19 protein-coding genes are annotated in these 21,356 nt (G+C 28.7%); 7 read left to right on the forward strand and 12 right to left on the reverse strand.

The features are described 5' to 3' along the window. Positions 1-76 precede the first annotated feature (76 nt). Positions 77-1,276: a response regulator gene (locus tag ACMCMH_RS03745; protein WP_412727233.1), complete on the forward strand. Its 1,200-nt coding sequence runs from the start codon at positions 77-79 to the stop codon at positions 1,274-1,276. A 2-nt stretch (positions 1,277-1,278) separates the two neighbouring features. On the opposite strand, the gene ACMCMH_RS03750 is transcribed toward ACMCMH_RS03745, so the two are convergent. Next, positions 1,279-2,316: a hypothetical protein gene (locus ACMCMH_RS03750; RefSeq protein WP_412727235.1), complete on the reverse strand. Its 1,038-nt coding sequence runs from the start codon at positions 2,314-2,316 to the stop codon at positions 1,279-1,281. Between the two features lie 91 nt (positions 2,317-2,407). Then, on the reverse strand, positions 2,408-3,526 hold the full coding sequence (trmA, locus tag ACMCMH_RS03755) for a tRNA (uridine(54)-C5)-methyltransferase TrmA (RefSeq protein WP_412727237.1): 1,119 nt from the start codon (positions 3,524-3,526) through the stop codon (positions 2,408-2,410). A 46-nt stretch (positions 3,527-3,572) separates the two neighbouring features. On the opposite strand from trmA, the gene ACMCMH_RS03760 reads away from it, so the two are divergent. The 5 genes from ACMCMH_RS03760 to ACMCMH_RS03780 are packed head-to-tail and all read left to right on the forward strand — an operon-like array spanning position 3,573 to position 9,582. Next, the gene (locus tag ACMCMH_RS03760) at positions 3,573-5,258 is read left to right on the forward strand and encodes a helicase-related protein (RefSeq protein ID WP_412727239.1); all 1,686 of its coding nucleotides are present in this window, start codon (positions 3,573-3,575) and stop codon (positions 5,256-5,258) included. A 56-nt stretch (positions 5,259-5,314) separates the two neighbouring features. Further along, positions 5,315-6,637 (forward strand): bifunctional UDP-N-acetylglucosamine diphosphorylase/glucosamine-1-phosphate N-acetyltransferase GlmU, encoded by a 1,323-nt coding sequence (gene glmU / locus ACMCMH_RS03765; RefSeq protein WP_412727241.1) that lies wholly within the window; start codon positions 5,315-5,317, stop codon positions 6,635-6,637. A gap of 13 nt (positions 6,638-6,650) precedes the next feature. Beyond that, positions 6,651-7,325, forward strand: a complete 675-nt coding sequence (locus ACMCMH_RS03770) for a metal-dependent hydrolase (RefSeq protein ID WP_412727243.1) — start codon at positions 6,651-6,653, stop codon at positions 7,323-7,325. 44 nt (positions 7,326-7,369) lie between these two features. Continuing rightward, entirely contained in the window at positions 7,370-8,008 is a 639-nt protein-coding gene (locus tag ACMCMH_RS03775; RefSeq protein WP_412727245.1) for an HPP family protein, read from the forward strand. Between the two features lie 2 nt (positions 8,009-8,010). After that, entirely contained in the window at positions 8,011-9,582 is a 1,572-nt protein-coding gene (locus tag ACMCMH_RS03780) for an HD domain-containing phosphohydrolase (RefSeq protein ID WP_412727247.1), read from the forward strand. Here the strand turns inward: ACMCMH_RS03780 and ACMCMH_RS03785 are convergent. Genes ACMCMH_RS03785 through ACMCMH_RS03795 form a run of 3 tightly spaced genes read right to left on the reverse strand, consistent with a single transcriptional unit; the run spans position 9,579 to position 12,479 of the window. Further along, positions 9,579-10,553, reverse strand: a complete 975-nt coding sequence (locus ACMCMH_RS03785; RefSeq protein ID WP_412727249.1) for a tetraacyldisaccharide 4'-kinase — start codon at positions 10,551-10,553, stop codon at positions 9,579-9,581. The two genes, ACMCMH_RS03780 and ACMCMH_RS03785, sit on opposite strands and share 4 nt — an antisense overlap. After that, positions 10,544-11,704: a DegT/DnrJ/EryC1/StrS family aminotransferase gene (locus ACMCMH_RS03790; protein WP_412727251.1), complete on the reverse strand. Its 1,161-nt coding sequence runs from the start codon at positions 11,702-11,704 to the stop codon at positions 10,544-10,546. The genes ACMCMH_RS03785 and ACMCMH_RS03790 overlap by 10 nt, the downstream gene beginning before the upstream one ends. A 13-nt stretch (positions 11,705-11,717) precedes the next feature. Further along, complete coding sequence (locus ACMCMH_RS03795; protein WP_412727253.1) at positions 11,718-12,479, reverse strand: NAD+ synthase; 762 nt, start codon at positions 12,477-12,479, stop codon at positions 11,718-11,720. Positions 12,480-12,633: 154 nt separating this feature from the next. Here ACMCMH_RS03795 and ppk2 point away from each other — a divergent pair, with 154 nt between their 5' ends. After that, positions 12,634-13,518: a polyphosphate kinase 2 gene (ppk2, locus tag ACMCMH_RS03800; RefSeq protein ID WP_412727255.1), complete on the forward strand. Its 885-nt coding sequence runs from the start codon at positions 12,634-12,636 to the stop codon at positions 13,516-13,518. A 151-nt stretch (positions 13,519-13,669) separates the two neighbouring features. Here the strand turns inward: ppk2 and ACMCMH_RS03805 are convergent, their stop codons facing one another. From ACMCMH_RS03805 to ACMCMH_RS03835, 7 genes are all read right to left on the reverse strand, one after another. Continuing rightward, entirely contained in the window at positions 13,670-13,897 is a 228-nt protein-coding gene (locus ACMCMH_RS03805; protein ID WP_412727257.1) for a hypothetical protein, read from the reverse strand. 49 nt (positions 13,898-13,946) lie between these two features. Beyond that, positions 13,947-14,273 (reverse strand): MTH1187 family thiamine-binding protein, encoded by a 327-nt coding sequence (locus tag ACMCMH_RS03810; protein WP_412727259.1) that lies wholly within the window; start codon positions 14,271-14,273, stop codon positions 13,947-13,949. 55 nt (positions 14,274-14,328) lie between these two features. After that, on the reverse strand, positions 14,329-15,456 hold the full coding sequence (locus tag ACMCMH_RS03815; protein WP_412727261.1) for a glycosyltransferase: 1,128 nt from the start codon (positions 15,454-15,456) through the stop codon (positions 14,329-14,331). Continuing rightward, positions 15,453-16,799 carry a glycosyltransferase family 4 protein gene (locus ACMCMH_RS03820; protein WP_412727263.1) on the reverse strand — a complete coding sequence of 449 codons (1,347 nt, stop codon included), beginning with the start codon at positions 16,797-16,799 and terminating at the stop codon, positions 15,453-15,455. Before ACMCMH_RS03820 ends, ACMCMH_RS03815 begins: the two co-directional genes overlap by 4 nt. 229 nt (positions 16,800-17,028) lie before the next feature. Then, a complete protein-coding gene (locus ACMCMH_RS03825) occupies positions 17,029-18,729 on the reverse strand; it encodes a hypothetical protein (RefSeq protein ID WP_412727265.1) in 1,701 nt (566 codons plus the stop codon). Next, complete coding sequence (locus ACMCMH_RS03830; RefSeq protein ID WP_412727267.1) at positions 18,730-20,634, reverse strand: heparinase II/III family protein; 1,905 nt, start codon at positions 20,632-20,634, stop codon at positions 18,730-18,732. It abuts the gene before it with no gap. Continuing rightward, a complete protein-coding gene (locus ACMCMH_RS03835) occupies positions 20,627-21,355 on the reverse strand; it encodes a hypothetical protein (protein ID WP_412727269.1) in 729 nt (242 codons plus the stop codon). Before ACMCMH_RS03835 ends, ACMCMH_RS03830 begins: the two co-directional genes overlap by 8 nt. Between the last annotated feature and the right edge of the window lies 1 nt (position 21,356).

The following is a 21,356-nucleotide window of genomic DNA, read 5'->3' on the forward strand; positions in this document are numbered from 1 at the left end:
ATAAGGCTTAAATTAAGTGTTTTAAAAGTTTAAATTTTCAAACTCTTTTTTTAGTAAATTTTCAATATAATAACATATGTTTAATAAAGAATTTTTAAAAACCCTAACCGTACTTTATGTGGAAGATGATGACACTGTTCGTTCATCTTTATCCAACCTTCTTGAGAAAGTTTTTCTCAATATAATTATCTGTAAAGATGGAGAAGAGGGACTCAATCAATTTAAATCTTTAACACAAGAACAACGAACGAAAATAGATGTTGTTGTTAGTGATATTAATATGCCTATAAAAAACGGTATAGAATTAGCTCAAGAAATAAGAGCATTAGATGCTGATATTCCTATTATTTTTACAACTGCTCATGCCAAAGCCAAAGACTTGATGGAAGCGATACATTTAAAGATATCTTACTATGCACTCAAACCAATCAATACAACAGAACTTTTAGATAATATTTCAAAATTCTGTATGATTGAGCACAATAAAAATGTTATTTTAGAAAAATCTGCGCAGATTACAAAATATATATCAATTATTGATAATATAGCATCAATTTTCAAAGTTGATACAAGTGGAAATATTATTGAGGTCAATGACTTGATGTGTGAAATTTCTGAATATACACAAGAGGAACTTCTTTCAATGCATCTTGATACGATACTCAATAAAGAAACCTCTTCTATAAAAACATTTCAAGATACTTTGAGTTTAATAGACAATAATGATTTATTTAAAACCAAATTAAAATGTATTTCAAAATCTGGTGGTACATTTTACTTAAATTCTACAATTATTATTTCTAAAAACGAATATTCAGAAGAGATAGAAGAGTATATTTATATCTGTATTGATCAAACAGAAGATGAACTGGAAAAGCAACAAACTATGCAAAGAGTACGAAAAAATATGATTTTGCAAAGAACAAAAGAATCAGAACTCCTCAAAATAACAAAAGAGTTAGAAAAAGAGATTGAAAATATCAAAGCTTCAAGTATCAGCAGTACCGATACAAAAGTGATACTCGCAACACTTGCAAAAGAGAAACAAAAAGTGAGTTACTTAAATAGTCAAATAACTCATTATGAACAAGAGATAGTAAAACTGAAAAAAAAGCAAGAAAAAATTGATATAGATGATAAAGCAAAAAAACTTGAAGTGATGAGAAAACAAGAAAATTATTTAAACGAAAAAGAAAAATTCCAATCAAAAATTATTGAACTGCAATCTTTACTTTCCCAACAAGAAGCAAAACACAAAGCGAAAGAGATATTTTAATTCTATTTTCCTTTAGTGTTTAACTTTTTCACATCTTTGTAGTTAAGTTTGTTTCGTTTAAATTTTACAAAATCTGTTATGATAGTATGCTCTTTAGGAACTAAAGAGAAGTTCTCTTTTGCAATAATAGTTTTTGTAAGTTCAGACATCGATTTTAAACTACTAGTAGCTAACTCCTCCTCAAGTTCTGAATGTTTTCGAATAAGTTGATCAAAGATATAATTGTACTCATATCCTAATGTAGCCTTATCAGTAATTATTTTTTTAATAGATATCCAATTTGAAAAGACAATATCCCAAGCTCTTTTTTGATCGTGAGTGATACAAAGTTTAGAAATTATTTGTTTCCATTTGTAAAGTCCATAATAAGCTTGATGATTAGACCACAACTCTTTGATCCACCAATCTTCAAACTTAGGAAATCCTCTAAAAGGAGGAAGTTTATCTTCTTCTATATTTTCTTGAATATTGGTTCGTAATACATGTAAATGAACGATAGTTAAAACACAACGAAAATTTAACATCCCTAAATCTGAAATATTTTCACCCTCAATATTTTTAAGAGCACTTTCAAATTCATTTTTTACTTCAATAATCTTTTTTTGTAGATCTATATGTAAAGTAAGCCCCAAATCTATAGACTTTGAAGCTATCTCAAAAAGCTCCTCATCTTCTATAAGGAAGTCCTCTTTTAATTCATCAAGAATAAGCATAGCTTCTAGTTTTTCATCATTTTTTTTCGTGATATCACGATTTATTCTAATTTTTTGGTAATTTAAATAATTTTTTCGCTCTATGGCATCTCGAACTTTTTCTTTTTCTACGAGTTCTTCCATATCTAAAGCTAGATATTCTTTTAATCGTTCTTTATTTCGTGATAATTGTTCTTGTGCTTTTTCCAAATTTGTTTCAGCAGAAGCTAGTCCCATATAGGAGAGTTTACTCTCTCCTGATTCATGTCTTCCTAATTGTTTTTTAATAGACTTAATAACAGTTTCATTCTCTTTTATGAGTTCTTCTAGTGCGACAATTATTTTCATCTTTATACTCCACAATTTAGCAAGATATTATTTAATTACAATATTTGATTATATTGTACTAAATATATAGTTAATTCGCTATGAATAATTATTATTTTCTTTTTAAAATCACACCTGATTCTATATGATGAGAATACGCAAACTGATCAAATAAAGCAAACTTCTCTATAGTGTGTGTTTTTGTTAACTCTTCTAAATCACGATATAATGTTTCAGGGTTACATGAGATATAAATAATATTATCAAACTCTTGAGATAATGCTGTCGTAGTTACATCCAGTCCAGCACGAGGAGGATCAAGAAATATTGTACTAAAATTATACTCATCAAGATTTACATCTTTCATCCGAGTAAACTCTCTCACTTTGTTTCTAGCTTCTACAAACTCTTCACTTGACATTCGTATAAAGTCAATATTTTCTACACCATTTAAAGCACAATTTTCTTTTGCAGATTTTATAGATGTTTTACTAATTTCTGTTGCTATAACTTTATCAAACTTTTTTGACAATGGAATAGTAAAATTACCTCCACCACAATACAATTCACATAAATCATCATAAGCACTTATATTATTTAAAACCCACTCAATCATTTGAATATTCACATTTTGATTTGGTTGAGTAAATCCACCCTCTTTATACATAAATTTAAAATCATCACCGTTGATATTTAAAGTTTCTTCTATACAATCATTTGTAAGTACAACTTTTTGTTTTCTACTTCGTCCAATGATTTTAATACCAAATTTCTTTTCTAACTCTTTTGCTTTTATATTCCAATTTTCATCTAGTTTTCTATGATATATCAAAGTTACTAACATATCTGAAGTGGTTGAACTTAAAAATTCTATTGTAAAAAGTTTGTAGTTTAAGTCATAATCATCTTGCAAACTTTCTAGTAAAACAGGCATAAGTTTTGAGATGTCATCACTTACAATACTACAGCGATTTATAATCAAAGGGCGTTTTTCGATGTCATTCATCGCATAGTCCAAAATATAGTCATTATTTTCATCAAATGTTTTCCATATTCTAAATTCTGCTCTATTTCTAAATGCTCCATCTTTACTTTTTATGATATCGATATCGTTATTCCATAAATTTTTGAATCTATCTTTTTCAATATCAATTTTTTTCGATAATTGCTCATCATAAGTTAGCCCTCCAAGATTACAACTACCACACACTCCGAAATATTCACAAGTCATTTACTTTTCCTACATTTTTATTATATTTTATATGCTATTATACCGAATGATAAATAAAAATTTTAAAGAACAACTAAGCGACTTACTCAACTGTGATATTAAAGCACTCTACCCTCTAGCAAGAGAACTCAAACGAAAACTCTATTTTTATGTAGGACCTACAAATAGTGGGAAAACATACCAAGCTATGAGTGAGATGACAAAAGCAGATACAGGTACATATCTAGCACCTTTACGACTTCTTGCATTAGAAAACTACGAATCCCTAAAAAACAACAATGTACCAGCTTCACTCATTACAGGAGAAGAGGAGATTTTTGATGAAGATGCGGGACACATTTGTTCAACAATTGAGATGATAAATTTTAACCTTGAAGTAGATGTTTGTGTGATTGATGAAGTACAAATGCTTGATGATGAAGATAGAGGTTGGGCATGGGTAAATGCTATTTTAGGATCACCTGCTAAAAAAGTAATTATGACAGGAAGTGTAAATGCACTTGATATTATTAAAAAAATTGCAGTGTATTTAGATGAAGAACTTGAAGTTGTAAAGTTTAAAAGAAAAAATCCTTTAAAAGTAGATGAAAAACACACCACACTAAAAGATATACAACCAGCAACCGCTCTTATAGCTTTTAGTAGAAAAGAGGTTTTAGGACTCAAAGCAAAACTCAGCAAATATAACAAAGTTTCAGTTTTATATGGAAACCTCAGTCCAGAAGTTAGAAGAGAAGAAGCAAAGAGATTTAGAGAAGGGAAAAGTGATATTTTAGTAGCAACAGATGCTATTGCTATGGGACTTAATCTTCCGATTAAACACATTCTTTTTACAGCTGATAGAAAATTTGATGGAAAAGAGAAACGCCCACTTACCCCAAACGAAGTGATCCAAATAGCTGGTCGTGCAGGTAGATATGGACAACATGAGATAGGTCACATAGGAGCAACTTCAGGAACTGTTTTAACACATATTGCAAATATGTTTACAAGTCCTATGAGTACTATTAAACCACCAGTAAAAGTAAAAGCAACACAAATACAAGTAGAAGAACTCTCCTCGCATTTAGGTACAAAAAACTTGACACAAATTTTACGATACTTTTCTAAGCATATGAAATACGATGGACCATTTGAAGCTGTAAATCTCAAAGGTATGTTAGAGTTATCTATGATGCTCGATCAGAAAAAAGAGTTAAGTTTAGAAGATAAATATATGCTAAGCAATGCACCTATAAATACTCGCTCACCTTTGATTTTAAATGGGTATAAAAAATATGTAAATGCTATATTGACACATCGAGTTACAAAAATTAAACTTTCTTCAAAAATACTAGGGATTGCTAAAACACAATTGGAACTTTTACAAGCAGAAGATGAAGTCAAAAAAATCTCACTTTATTTATGGCTAGCATACAAACTACCTGAACTTTTTCCAGATAAACAAAAAGCAGAACTTTTAAGAGTAGAGATAAATAATTTCTGTGAAAACTCTCTAAAATCAAACAAAACTTTAAAGCCTATGATAAAGAGAAATGACAGTAGAAATAATCGTTTCAAAAGAGATGATAGAAAACAAGATAGAAATAGAGGATATCAAAAATCATATCACGAAAGAGATGGAAGAGCCAGAGATAAGTTTAAAAATAATACAGCTGAAAAAAAAGAAGAAACAAAAGAAAAGAAAGAAGGTAATAAATCACCAAGAAGAAGACGAAGAAGAGAAAGGTAAAAATAACAATATTTCGATATAATTTATCGAAATAACATTTATAAAGAGAGTATACTATGCAATCAAATCTATCTATAATCATACTAGCAGCTGGTGCTGGTACACGAATGAAATCTACACTTCCAAAAGTTTTACATAAGATATCAGGGAAAGAGATGCTGTACTATTCCATAGAAGAAGCAAAAAAACTTTCAGATGATATTCATGTAGTTTTATACCATCAAGCAGATTTGGTACAAGGCACTATGGAAAAATATTTTGATGATGTTACTTACCATATTCAAGATCATGAAAAATATCCAGGAACAGGTGGAGCTGTGATGGGGATAACACCTCATCATGAAAAAGTGCTTGTTTTAAATGGTGATATGCCACTTATTGAAGCCGATGAGTTAAAACAGCTCACATCAAATGAACATTCTCCTGAAGCAAGAGATTTAAAACTCACAATGTCTGTCTTAGATTTAAAATGTGCTGATGGTTATGGTCGTGTGATTATAGAAAAAGGTAAGGTAACTAAAATAATCGAACAAAAAGATTGTAGTAGTTACGAATTAGATATAACAATTGCAAATGCTGGAATATATTGTTTCAATACAGATTTTCTACTCGAAAATCTTCCAAAACTTTCAAATGACAATGCACAAAAAGAGTATTATATAACTGATTTAGTTGAAATTGCTGTAAAAGATAATCACTCTATCAAACCTGTATATGTAAAAGAGGAAAACTTCAAAGGTGTAAATAGTAAATACGATTTAGCACAAGCAGAAGTTATTCATCAAAATAGAATCAAAGAGCAGTTTTTAAAAGCAGGAATTGCTATGAGATTACCTGAAACTATTTATATAGAATATGGGGTAACTATTGAGGGTGAAACTATATTAGAAAATGGTGTTACTCTTTTAGGCAATAGTAAAATTTGTAACTCTCATATCAAAACAAATAGTATAGTTGAGGATTCAATTTTAGAAAATAGTGAAATAGGTCCTATGGCTAGAATTCGACCGCTAAGTATTTTAAAAGATACACATATTGGAAATTTTGTAGAGATAAAAAAATCAAATCTTACAGGGGTAAAAGCTGGGCATTTAGCATATCTCGGAGATAGTACTATAGATGAGGGTACAAATGTAGGAGCGGGAACTATTACTTGTAACTATGATGGAGTTCATAAATACAAAACAATTATAGGAAAAAATGTATTTATAGGTTCAGATACCCAACTTGTAGCTCCAGTTACAATAGAAGACAACTCAATGATAGCAGCTGGAAGTACTATCACAAACGATATAAAATCTGGTGACTTAGCACTAAGTAGAACAAAACAAAAAACAGTAACTGGATTTTTCCATAGATTTTTTAAAGATAAAAAATAAGCCTTAGTCCTTAATGGCATCTTTTGCACAACATATAAATACAGCTGTAGTGGTTTCAGGAATCTCTATAGCTCCTTTATATTCAGCATCATTTATCGACCTCAACCAAGCATTAGTATTACTTTTTTTTGGAATGATAGGTGGTGTTTTACCTGATATTGATTTGGAAAATTCAAAACCAATACAAATAGCATCTGGTATACTCTCTATTTTCATACCATTACTTGCAATACTAACCCTACTTCAAAGTTTGTCCATTTCTAAAATGCTTTTTATTTGGTTTTTATCCTCACTTGTTTTACATTTTATTATCTTTAAAATACTTCTTACGAATACTATACATAGGGGAGTTATACACTCTATTCCTATGGGTATAGTATTTGCACAAGCACTTATCATTTTTTTTCATACTTTTTTAGAATATGAAGAGTTATTCTCTTTATTATGTGGTTTGTTTTTATTTGGAGGTTTTATTATACACCTATTACTTGATGAGCTTATTAGTCTCAATGCTTTTGGAATGAGTTTTAAAAAGTCTTTAGGAAGTGCATTTAAATTTTACGATAGTAACAACGCAATAGGTTCAATTCTTTTATATATTCTCATAGGTGTATTATTTACACTCTTTCCTCTTAAAATAGAACACTTATTAGAAATTTACCACTCTTTTGAACATATCAAATTCTAAGGAAATTATAGTATACTTATTTAAATTTACTACAAAGGCTTATTATGTTTTCAATGTATGATGATGATGGATTAAATTTTAGAAATAATATTGATCACCTTTATAAAGTCAATGAGTTATCTCCTTCTCAACGAATAAAAAACAAAACAAAAGATGAAAGTCAAGAAGAGAAACAAAATTTTCAAGAAGCTTTATATAAGGGAAAAATAACAAAAGAAGCGACAAACGCATATAAAAATATGACAAATCTTGATACAAGAGTAGATATCTACCATGTTGAACAAATCATGTCACATAATGTACTCACCGTTGATGATAGTAAAACAATTTTAGAGTGTTATCAAATGATGAGAGAACACCATATTCAACAGTTACCAATCATCGCAGAAAATAAGCTTCACCTCAAAGGGATTGTGACAAGGCTCGATATTTTAAAATATCTTATGAGTGATTTAGAATTTGCACAAGATAAAGCAGATACACCAATCTCTGAATTATCAACAAAAAAAATCATCACTACTGACCCTATTTCAGATATTAGAAGAGTTGCTCAAGTTATGGTTGATTTAAACCTCAATGCAATCCCTGTAGTAACAGAAGAGGATATTTTAGTAGGTATTGTTTCACGAAATGATATCATGAAAGCAGTAGGATCTCTACCACATTTACAATTATGGGCATAACAATGAAAAACCTTGATAACACATACAAAGAACTTTCAAACGCAAACAATAAGATTTTAGATATAGCATACAAAATAACATCACAAAAAAATTTTAGTATGATTTTGGAAACGATACTTTTAGGAGCAAAAGAGTTATCTAATTCAGATGGAGGAACACTCTATTTATATAACCAAAAAGAAAATACCTTAGACTTCAAAATCGCTTCAAATGATACTTTAAAGATTCATTACAATAGTGAAAACAGTGAACTAAACTGGAATCCTTTAAATATATACAACGAAGACAAATCACCAAATATAAAAAATGTTGCTGTAGTATCTGCTATGCAAGATAAACTTATCAATATACCTGATATTTACAAATCAAAAGAGTTCGACTTTTCAGGTGCTATGGCATTTGATAAAAGTCAAAATTATCATACAAAATCAATGCTTGTGATCCCATTGAAAAATAAAGATGATGATCTTGTTGGTGTTATTCAACTGATAAATAAAAAAGTTGCTAATGAAACAGTAAATTTTGTAGAACATGATGAACTTCTTATAAAAGCAATGGCATCTCTTGCTACAATGATTATAGAAAATAATCAGTTAGTAATAGACCTTGAAGCTCTTTTATATGGTCTGATAGATTCTGTAAACAAAGCCTTAAGTGAAAAATCAAAATATACACAACAACACAATGACAATGTAGCTGTTTTAACAAAAATAATTGCAAACGGAATCAACAACAACAAAACTCTTTTTGAAGATGTACACTATACAAGTACAGATATGGAAGAGTTACGACTCTCAGCTATGCTTCATGATATAGGAAAAGTAACTACACCTGTTCACATTATGGACAAAGCAACCAAACTTGAAACGATTTATAATAGATTGCATACTATTAAGCTTCGATTTGAGCTAGAAAAAAAAGATTTAGAGATTTTATTTTTACAAAATGCTATAGATGAAACTACGAAAAATGAGAAAATCACTCAACTACAAAGTGACTTTGAACTTATCTCAAAATTGAACAATGGTGAATATTTTGCAAAAGATGAAGAATATGATAGAGTAACTGCTATAGCAAAAGAATCAAACTACAAACTACTCACAGAAAATGAGCTTTATAATCTTTCTACACGAAAAGGAACACTCACAGCTGAAGATAGAGAGATTATCAACAACCATGTGATTGTGTCATACGAGATGATTAAAGATTTACCATTTCCTAAAAAGTTTGTCGATGTACCAAAAATTGCTTGTTCTCATCACAAAACAATCAATGGTGGTGGATATGCAGCAAAAGAGATAAAAGACTTGCCACTTACACTCAAAGACAAGATTTTAGTTATTGCAGATATTTTTGAAGCATTAAGCTCAAAAGATAGACCATATAAAAAACCAAATACTCTAAGTCAAATTTTTAGAATTTTTACTTTTATGATAAAAGATAATCATGTAGATAAAGAGTTAGTTCAAATGTTTTTTGAAGATGGACTTCATTTAGAGTATGCAAAAGAACATTTTGAAGAATCTCAAATGGAAGATATCGAAGAAGATATCAAAAAGTTTTTTAACGACTAGTGAGTCTTACTAAAATGGTTAATATAACTATTAACTTTTTTGATAACTTCATCACTTACTTTCACTTCCAAATCCATCAAAATAATTGGAGCTTTTATCTCTAAAAGATTCAATTTTACCATATCTTTTGCAGTAGTGATAAGTGTATAGTTTGGATATTTTTGTTCAATTTCATCTATATCATTTTGGATAAAACTATAATGATCTGGATAACTTACCATCTTTATAGCTTGAGGTAAATACTCCAAAAGCCTATATGGCTTTGAAATAGCCGTTACCAAAACAGTATCTTTTGGAAGAGTTTCCATTATATTGTGCTGAGTATCTTTAAAACAAACTTCTCTCTTAAAATCTATATCTTCTTTTACAACACAGTCAGCAAATGAATACATCATTTTTGTATCTCTATACCCACCACTAGGAAGACAAAAAATATTTGTAGGCTCCTCTTTAGGTCGAAGAAGGATATCATACTTCAATATCTCATGTTTCCCATAACCATCATCTAAAAAAACTATTTTACACCCTAACTCTTTTGCTTTAATAATAGCTTGGGTTCTATTTTCAGATACGATCACTGTAGCAGTTCGAAGAGATTTAGCTAAAAGCATCGCCTCATCACCACTTGTTTTTACATCTTCTAAAATATCACCTCTTAAAGAGATAACAAAAAGCCCTTGTGATTCTCTTCCATATCCTCGTAAAACAATTGCTACATCATCTTTTTGTTTTGCTAAAGCAATAGTTACAGGTGTTTTTCCAGTTCCACCTACGAGAAGATTTCCTATACTAATAACAGGTATTCCATGATAAATAGGTTTTTTAGACACTCTTTTAAAAGTGGTGATGATGCAGTAAAGTAAAGTAAGAGGTAAAAACAAAAGACTGATCAGTCTTTGAAAAAGATTTGGAAAGAACAGATACTGTTCTATCCATTGTACTAAAAAGCTTTTTATACTCTTTAGATCCATTGTTTTGCTATTTTTTTAATATTATTACATACATATAAAACATCATCATCACTCATAGAAGGATAAATTGGTAAAGATAATATTTGCCCATAAGTTGTTAAAGCATTTCCATAAGTTGTGATTTTTAATTTATATTTCTTCTTATAATATGTTAAAAGATGTAGAGGGATATAGTGCAACCCTGTTGATACACCTTGCTCTTTTAAAGCTCTTGCAAATCCATCTCTATTTTTAGTCACTTTGATGATATATTGACTAAAGATATGCTCTTCATCAAACTCTGGAAGTGAGATATGTTTTAAATCAGTTAGCTCTTTATTGTAAATAGCAGCTATCTCTTGTCTTCTTTCACAAAAACTATTTGTTTTATAAAATTGTGCAAGGTTAAAAGCTGCTTCTAATTCTGTCATATCATATTTGTACCCAATATCAACAACATCATAAATATAGTCTATATTCCCAAACTCATCAAAACTACTATTTATAGCATGTGTTCGTAAAAGTTTCGCTCTATTTGCTAAGTCTTCACTTTCTGTTACAATATATCCACCTCTACTAATTGCTGTTTTACTATTAGAATAGTTTGTAGAAAAAATTGTCATATCAGCTTCTAAAGAACCTACCATCTCATCTTTATACAAAGCACCTAAAGCACTTGTAGCATCTTCGATTACTAAAAGGTCATATTTTTTTGCTATTGCATAAATTTTATCTAAATCAGGAATACCTCCTGCTACAAATGTCACCATCAATGCTCTTAACTTTTTAGAATTATTCTCTTTTAAATACTCTTCTAATTTATTGATATCTATATTAAACCCATTTTCTTCTATATCGATAAATATAGGCTCAGCATCAAAGTGTCTAACTGTTTCTGGAATATTTACAAAAGAGTTAACACTCATAAGAACTTTATCGGCTCTTTTTAATTCCATTGCACTTAAAGCCAGATGCAATGCACTTGTTGCATTGTTTGTAGCAATTGTATAAGTTCCCCCTACAAAATCTCCAATCTCTTTTTCTAGCTCTTCTACTTTGCTAACTGAAAGTGACTCTTGGTTTAATACAGAGGTAACAGCATCTATCTCTTCTTGGTCTATTGTTGATTTGAAAAAAGGTATTGTTCTTTCATTTTTTATAGTTTTTATCATCTAGTTTCCTTTTTTATGAAAAGTTTATTGTTGCAATTGTAGGTAGTTTTGATTTAAAAGCATTTGCTTTTACACGATACTCAATCATATCGATTAACTCTTCATCTATTTTTTGCTCTATTAGTTCATTTTTTGTTTTGTTCTCATCGATTAGTTTTTTCAATACATTGTCCATCGTTTCATAAGAATATCCTAAGTCATCTTCATCACTTTGACCTTCCCACAAATCAGCACTTGGTTTTTTATTGATAATTGCATCAGTTATACCAAGGTACCGAGCAAATTCAAAAGCATCAGATTTGTACAATTGTCCTATAGGATTGATAGCACACGCTGTATCCCCCAAAAGAGTACCATATCCTAAAAGAATTTCAGATTTGTTGCTTGTACCAACTACGATTGCATTATGTTTTGCACTAATATCATAGAGTACAGACATTCTCATTCTTGCACTAAAATTACCAACTCTTAAAGGCGTTGCATCTTGAACACTATCAAAATATCCTCGAACCATTGGTGCAATTTCTACAATCTCATACGACATATCAAACTTCTCACAAAGTTCTTTGGCATCAGAGATACTAGCATCACTTGATAAATGAGATGGCATAAAAACACCATGAAAATTTTCTTGAAACGCTTCTTTACATAATACAGAAACAATAGCAGAATCAAGCCCACCACTGATACCAACTACAACTTTACTTACACCTATTTTAGAAACTTCATCTTGCAAAAAAGTTATCATTTGCGACTTAATACTCTTCCAATTCATTAGTATCCTTTAAGTTTGGCTAATTATAACAAATTTAAGGTTAAGTTTGATTTTCAATCTCAAAATTAATCTTTTTTTCTATTCTATAATTTATCAATGTAATTTAATAGTAATTTACTTATAATAGGATTACTATTATAAAAACGGAGCATATATGCAAAAGATGATCGATATTGAAGGTGAACAAGTATCCCTAGAGGAACTTATAGAAGTTTTCAAACATAATAAAAACAACAACACAAGTATTAACAAAGCTATAGAAAAAAGACAAGATGAACAAGCACTCAAGCCATATCAAGCAGAACTTATAAAACTCCAACAACATCTAGAAAAAAATGATCAAAAGATGATTATACTTTTTGAGGGTCGTGATGCTGCTGGTAAGGGTGGAACTATAAGAAGAGTTACACGATATATGGATGAAAAGCATTATAGAGTAGTAGCCTTGGGTAAACCAACTCAAGAGCAAAGATCACAATGGTTCTACCAAAAATATATTCAACATTTTCCACGAGGTGGAGAGATAGTTTTGTTTGATCGAAGCTGGTACAATCGAGCTATGGTAGAATCTGTATTTAACTTTTGTACAAAAAAAGAATATGATGACTTTATGAAAAGTGTTACAGGGTTTGAAGAGGACCTCACACAACAAGGAACAATTCTTGTTAAACTCTATTATAGTGTTACAAAAGAGGAGCAAGCTAGACGATTTGAAAGACGAAAAAACGATCCTTTAAGACAATGGAAACTAAGCGAAATCGATCTACAAGCACAAGAGAGATGGGATGATTTTACCAATACAAAATATCATATGATTAAACAAACACACACTCACAATGCCCCGTGGACAGTTATCCGTTCAGATATCAAACAAAAAGCAAGACTAGAGTCACTCAAAGTCATTTTAAATTCGGTTGACTATGAAAATAGAGAGTCTTCTCTTGATTTTACACTTGACTCTGATATTGTTATCTCAGGAGCAAGAGAGATAGAGATCATGGATGCTCAAAGATCACTCAATGGGAAATTTACAAGCTAAGAGAGTTTTCTCTTAGTTGAATTTTTAGTCAAAATTGACTAGCTATTTACTTTTCTATTTATCTATGTAGTTGGGTGATTATTTATTTCAAGTACCGTATATCCAAATGCTATTACTATTGCTAGTGCAGCTATTATTAATGTCCATTCCATCATAAATCCTCCAATTGATCCATCTTATTATAAGCTTTTTTATTTACCATCATAATAAGTATTGCATTAAAAACTATTAAACACAATGTTATTATAACTAAAGTTTCATCAGAAGTGTTATAATTTGCAGCCAACCAACCAGCCATAGAAACTAAAACAGCTGACAATATTCCAAACACTACTTTAAGCCAACCTATTTGTTCTTTTATTTTTTCATTTTTACTCATAAATGATTATATATTAAATAATATTAAAATGATATGAGGAAAATATTGACTAGCTATTTACTTTTCTATTTAAAGTCTTTTCTACTGCTTCCACTTTTGTTTTCAAACGATTTTCACAGTTTTTTCGTATATCAAATTTAAGTGAACTATACACTCTATCACAATCTTCAAGTTGCTCATAAGCTAACTCAACGATACCTAGTGCTTCTTTCATACTTTTTGCTTCTATAATCGTACCCATAGCTGTCAACTGATAAGACACACCGCTTTTATCGATAGCATCGATTATTTTGCTCACCTCTTTTGAAACAGAAGAGCCCTCTCTTCCATCTGCTGAAGTTGGGAACATCGCAAACTCTAATAATACTGATAACATTTGCTTTCCTTTGTATCTATATCTCAATTTTATAACAAAAATCAAATATTGTCAATCAAAATTGAACAGCTTCTAAAGCTTTTAGTTTCCAGTCTTGTTTCACTAACCATTTTTCTATTTGTTGACTGTTTTGACTATTTTCCTTCGATAGTTCAGAAATAAATTTTTCTTCATTTTCAACGATACTAAAATAATTATTTAAATTCTCTACTTCCTTAAATTTTGTACTAATTACTTTTAGACCATACGCTGAATATTCGTATATTTTGACAGGATTTATGGAATCAACAAAATCATTTATTTTAAAAGGTATTATACCTATATCACTGTGGGCTAAATATCTTGATATATATTTGTGTTCTTTACTACCTAGTATAAATATATTCGATAGTGACTCTAACTTTTTTAAACAGATATTGCTATCTCCTATTAAAATAAAACTATGACCTTGTAATTTCATTGCACTTTTATATAGTAAATCTACATCAAACCAATCATCAATCATACCAATATAAAGAACTCGAGGACTAGGAATATTATTAAATTCTTTAGGGAAATCTTTATTTGAAAACTGAATTAAGTCTAAATCAATCCCGTTAGGGATATAAACCATCTTGTTTTTATCTTGAATTTTATCATATTGATTAAAAAGATTTTTTCCTGTATATATTACTCTGTCAACCTTATTTGCTATTTCTATTTCTTTATCGTAAAACAGATCCCATGAATTATTAAACCCTTTTGAAAAGTCTGCTATTCTCAATATAGATTTTTTGTGTTTTACCTTATCAAGCATAAAATTATATAAGGGACTCTCTATCCATAGGATATCTACCTCATCAAATCCATTTTGTTCTAACAATTTAAAAATACTTTTTTTGCAAAATTTATACCAATTTTTAAATATATATTTAGCTGATAAAAAAGTTTTATTTTGAGGTGTGATATATGACTTTGGAACATAGTACCAAATATTATTTTTATGTATACCATTGTTTTTGTATATTTCATCTCTTTGATTAAGTGTTTCACCTTTAGAAAATATATAATGCAAAGGTGAAATAGGATCAGATAAAAAAGCTACTTTATACCCTAGCTTTTCAAAAGCTCTTGCATAATTGTGACTACCTACTTGATATTTTGATGTGTAGTAGTTTGCTGTACAAATAAGTATTTTTTTCATTTGTGAGTACCTTTATAAAATATTATTTGTGTATGTTGATATATTTTTTTGAGTAATTTTCCTGTAGATTTACTATCTCTATATTTTACTACCCATTCTCTTGCATTTTGAGATATACTATGATAAAGTTCTTTATCTTCATAAAGTTTAATGATATTTTCGACTATTGACTCTACACTTTCTTTTTGGTGAACTAGTCCATTTATCTCATGCTCTATAAAATAGCTATTTGCTCTAACACTTGAAGATACTATAGGCTTTCCATAAGCCATAGCTTCAAATGGTTTTTTTGGAGATACTATACGGCACACTTCCCAGTCTAATCTTGGATAACAAAATATATCAGCTACACTGTAATAATTCTCAACCTCTTCATAAGGCACTCGACCTGTAAAGATAAAAAGATGCTCTATATCTAGACTTTTTACCAAATCTTGAAGATTTAATAAATCGTTTCCATCACCTACTATAAGATAACGAAACATATTAGGAAATACCGCCTCAATAGCTTTTGCTGATTGAATTAGTAAACTTAACCCCTCATAATCAACAACAGAACCTATAAATCCTACCACAAATTTATCTTTTAATTTTAGAGTTTCAACAGTCTGACTCTCTTTAGGTAGTGGCTTCAAACTATCTGTATCTACTCCATTTGGTACTACAAATATCTTTTCATCTTCGATACCTCTATTTATAAGCTCCTCTTTTACAACCTCAGAAAGTGCTATCACACTTGTAGCTTCAGTACATGCTTGTATCTCTAGTTTTTTTTGTAGTTTATATGCTAAACTATTTTTAAAAGCAGGTTCTCTTGAAGCTCTTGTGATCTCCCAAAATCCTCTTACTTCATAGATAGATGGTATTCCCAAAGAATTGGCAGCACTAACTCCTGCTAAACCATTTATGTAGTTTGAAGCACTGTGGATGATAGTTGCATTTGTGTTTTTGGAGAATTTTTTTAATAAATAAGCATATCGATTAATATATGCTATATCATTTACTTTTCCAATATGTAAGGCATCTTTTTTGAGTCGATGATATTCAATCCCACCAATTTCATACATAAGTATATCATTATGGTATTCTTTTAAAAAATTAAAATCCATAGGAAATGCAGCTCTAGTAACTACTTTTATAGAAATATTTTCTTTTTGAACTGCATGGGCAATTGTATCAGTTCTCATCGCATATCCATTGTTAGTTTCGGGCATGGAGTTGTGGACATTGTAAACAATAGACAACTTATTACTTTGTTGATTGTTTTTGGATCGAGAGTGAACTTTATATCCAAACAATAGAAGTTTTAGTTTTACTATTCTATTAAGTGTTTTTTGTATCATTGTTCATACTCTTTTTATAATATTTTACTACTTTTTGCATAGGTTTTAAAGCTTGAGTATATAAAATACGGTTCATTGAATGATCGATTCATCTTTTTTATTAGTTTTTTATATTCTAGTTCATAATTTAGATTCATTTGATCGCTCCCCAATAATATAGCTCTTTGTATGTAGTTTTTTTCTAAAATTTTTAAACATAATAGTGTACTCTTCATTTAACCCAATTTTCTTAATGAATTTTCTCAAAAATAGATTTATTTTGATAGATCATTTTTAAAACTTGTTCATACCGCTGAGTTTTAAATAAACGATCTATTTGATACATAATAGATGATAGCACAGCATTTTCAGCACTTACCGATAGTTTATTTATTTTAATGATTTTTTTTAATAATTCTAAATTTTTTCCATCAATCAGCCAACCTGATCCCATAGGTTCTATTGTACAATTTGACCAATCTAATAGTATTGGTTTATCACTTTTATCAACTAATATGAAATTTTTATTTATATTAGGATTGATAATTGTCAAAGGTAATTTTTCTAATATGATTCTAATACCATCTAATTTATTACTAAAAAGCTCTATTACTTCAGAATATTTACCATTATCAACTAATTTTAATCTTTTTATAAAAGTATCATTTAATCTTTCATATAAAAGCTGATGAGATCGTTGATATTGAAGAATACATTCTTCATTTAATTTAGTAATCAATAAACGGGTTTTTAACTTTTGCTCTAAAGAAGACAGCACAGTACTCTTTGGATGTATTTCTCTTCTATACATAAAAATATTGCAAATAAAGTTATTTACTTTAGTTGAAAGTAAAATTTTCATACTTGGTAAATTATGACTATAAGACAACAACATCGCTTCATTTTTAGCAAATTTTGTTTTATTTTTATTATATAGTTTTATAAAATACTTATTTTTTATGATTTGCTTATCATCTAAACTGTGTACTTCAAAAGATATAACATCTACTAAAATATTATCTTTCCATATAATTTTAAATGTTTGAATTTCTAAATCTATTTCCATCAATATATTTCTGAGCCAATTTTTTCTATTTTTCGGTAAAAGAATATCCAAAAATTCATTATTGTCCTCTACCAAAGTTGTATTTAATTTATGTGAATGGTAAAATAATGTATTTAAAATTACTCTATTTTTCAATAAATAATTTATATTAAGAAGTATTTTAGAAAACTGCGTTGAAATTTGCCTTGCCAAAATAAAAGTTATTATAGTAATCAATAAATTAGGAGGTGTATAATATAAAAAATCGATAATTATAAATAAAAATATAATTAAAAAGCTACTTCCTGAAATTAAACTAGCTATATTATTTATATACTTCTGAATATCCAGTTTCGGTTGAATCGAATAGACTATATAAAAGATAAGCATATAAACTAATGGAAGAAATAATAATATCTTGAAAATGTATTGATATATAATAAATAAAACTATAAATGACAAAACAACATATATAAGACTTGATAAAGTTTTAATAAATCTACCATATAAATTAAATGCTATCTCTGATTGATTTTCATATATATTAATTTTTGCACTCTTTTCTAATAATAAAGAGGATGATTCATAGGATATTTTTTTTATATATTTTTCGCAATATAAATGGATTATATAAAATAAAATTGATAAAAATGACAATAATAATACGACTATATCATACCCATAATTTTCAATATAAACTAAAAAATATTTATTGAGACTGTTTCCTCCCATTAACATAAGAATCTTAATAGGTACTAAAAAAGCTATTAAAAAAGATACTTCTGATATTAAAATCAACATAATAGACTTAAAAGAGTTTTTAGGAACTATTGTAAAAAACTTTTTTCCAATAGATTGAAACCATTCAAGATTTTGTTTGTATTCTCTATATAAAGTTTCCTTCATTTAATTATCTTTTTTGATACAATTTTTTAGTAAATATTTTTTTTGATACTTTTTACCTGATTTATCTCTAATAAATCCTATAACACTATATTGAGAAATATCTTTAGTTAGATCAATTTCAAAGTTTACTTTATTACTCTCTTCATACCAGCGTTGTTGTATTTTTTCATCGCCATCCATTAGATAAAAGGCATATTTTAAAGCATTTTTATTTAAACTTGTTTCAATAGTAGCAGTAACTTGATTGTTAGAAAGTATAGTAGCAATTTCTATAATGCTTTTTTTCGTAATATTTTGAAAATTAAAAATAAAACTTTGTTCAAGTTCTTTAGTTTTATGATAATATTCCAATGTATACGATTCTTCTAAAATACCACTTTTTCTTGAAACCCAACCTTGAATAGTAGGTTTTATTTGAGCTTTTACTAATTTTATATTTCCACTAAAATTTGGAGCTTGTAAAATAAGTTTTTTATTTTTACCTTCAATTTCTACAGTTTTATTATTAGTATTAATCATCACTTTTTTATCTTTAGGTATTTGAAATTTTGTAATAAATGTTGGAAAATTCTGTTCATATTTTTTAGATATTATTTGCTTTGAATCTTCTGATATTGGAATACACTTATCATCTATTATTATTTTATTCTCTACTTTATTATATGATAACTTTCTATAGTTTTCAAAATTCCTAAACATATAAGATTTAGCTTCAACAGTATAAAAGTCTGCATCTTGATAATATTTTTTAATACCAGTATTTTTTGAATCTTCTAAAATTCTATGAGCTCGTAAGTTATATGGCTTAGATAGATTATGAGAATCAGCAGAACGCATATATATTCTATAGGGATCCTTTGGGGCATGTTTGTATTCACCACCATCTACTAACCACTCTTCTCCATCAGAAAAAAGTGTAAAATGTAAATCATCATCATGTCTATGATAGTTACTTAAAAATCCGCATTTAAAAACAATATGAGTACTTTTCACAAAACTTTCTTTTTCCCATGATTCTCTAAAAATCGCCCAACCGCTTTTTGGTAATACTAGATAATTTTCAAGTGGCATTTTACCTTGCTTTGCTTTTCTTATAGAGTATAAAAAATTTTGATATTCTTCACTTTCAATATTTTCAAAAAAGTTTCTTACCTCAAAATCTTTTGTATCACCTAACAAAGGAAGTTTTCCGTTTGGTTGTGTAAAAAACGCCAATACTTTAATAGCATTATTAAATATATTATCAGGAAACGAAATCTTTGAATTCTTTCCTTCAAAAGTTTTACCTATAGTAAGTGCTTCTAAAACTTGTTTTAACCCAAAATTTAAATAAGCTGGACTATTTTCAACATGCCCTCCATCAGAAGAAAAAGCATGAGAAATTTCGGTATTAATTCTATTTACTGATAATTCTTTTATTTTATTTGTATCAGATAAAACATTTGCCAACTCATACAATGCCAAACTTTGATCTAATCCATGGTTTGTAAATTGTGAATAAAAATTTTCATCTACAAGCATCTTGAGATGAAGATTTAATATTCTTTCCAAATAAATTATGATTTTATTTTCATAATCGATTTCCTTTAAATATAAATAAAGTTTACTTATATTTTGTGCTCGAAGAGCTGTAGCATGGTCATGCCAAGCAAATACATTTTCTAAGTCTTTTTCAAAAGCAGTAAACCAAGACTTAATAATTTCTAAACTATATTCTACTGCCTTATTATTCAAATATTCTTTATCATATTCTATTAAATCAGTAATATACGACATTTGATGAAGATGCCACATCCAAGTACGGTTGTTGTAAGGATTTTCTAACCAATCAATTTTAGATGTTAAAGGAACTGCTTTAAACCCCATAAATGAAATTTCTTTTAAAACCATTAATTTATTATTCATCTTTATATTTCTTAAATAAATTGATTGCTTCTGATACACCATGATTTTTTCCATGAGAAGTTATTGGTCTAACTTCCAAATAAAACTTTTGTTTTAATTTATTTAAATGAGTTATAAATCGTAAACCTTGCTCTTCAAAATAGTTTCCACCCTCTAATTGATTAAAACATAAAAAATATTTTGTTCGACTACGCTCTGAAAATAATAAATTTAAATCATTCAGTTTATTATCTATTATATCCCCAAAAATTGGTGAAAAAAACTTTTTCATGCCATTTTTTGAATAATTAGATTTCAATAAAAAAGTTTGCGGAATATTTGCATAAATTGCTGTTGCGTTATTTAATCTTCCATGAACTATAGATGCATATCCACCCATAGATGAACCCCAAAAATGCAATCGTCCATTTCCAGATTGCTTTCGAACAAAAGATATTATTAAAGGCATTACTTCAAGCCAAAATAAATCACCCTCCTCCCCTAAGTACCATGAGCCAAAATTGTCAACTCCAAAATAATCCATAGGACAAACTATATTCCAAGAGGGACTTTCAAATTTCGAAGGTTCACCAGAATGTCCATGCCCATGCAAAATAAATAATATTGGTTTATTTTTCTCTTCTGCACCAGTAAACCTAAATTGGATTTTTCTATTTTCATATAACAAATCATACATATTAGTTAGAAAAGTAGAATTGTTTTTTTCTATTTGATAATTCATA

It is taken from the genome of Arcobacter sp. 15-2 (assembly GCF_047159865.1).
In the GTDB taxonomy this organism is placed as follows: Bacteria; Campylobacterota; Campylobacteria; order Campylobacterales; family Arcobacteraceae; genus JAIOSF01.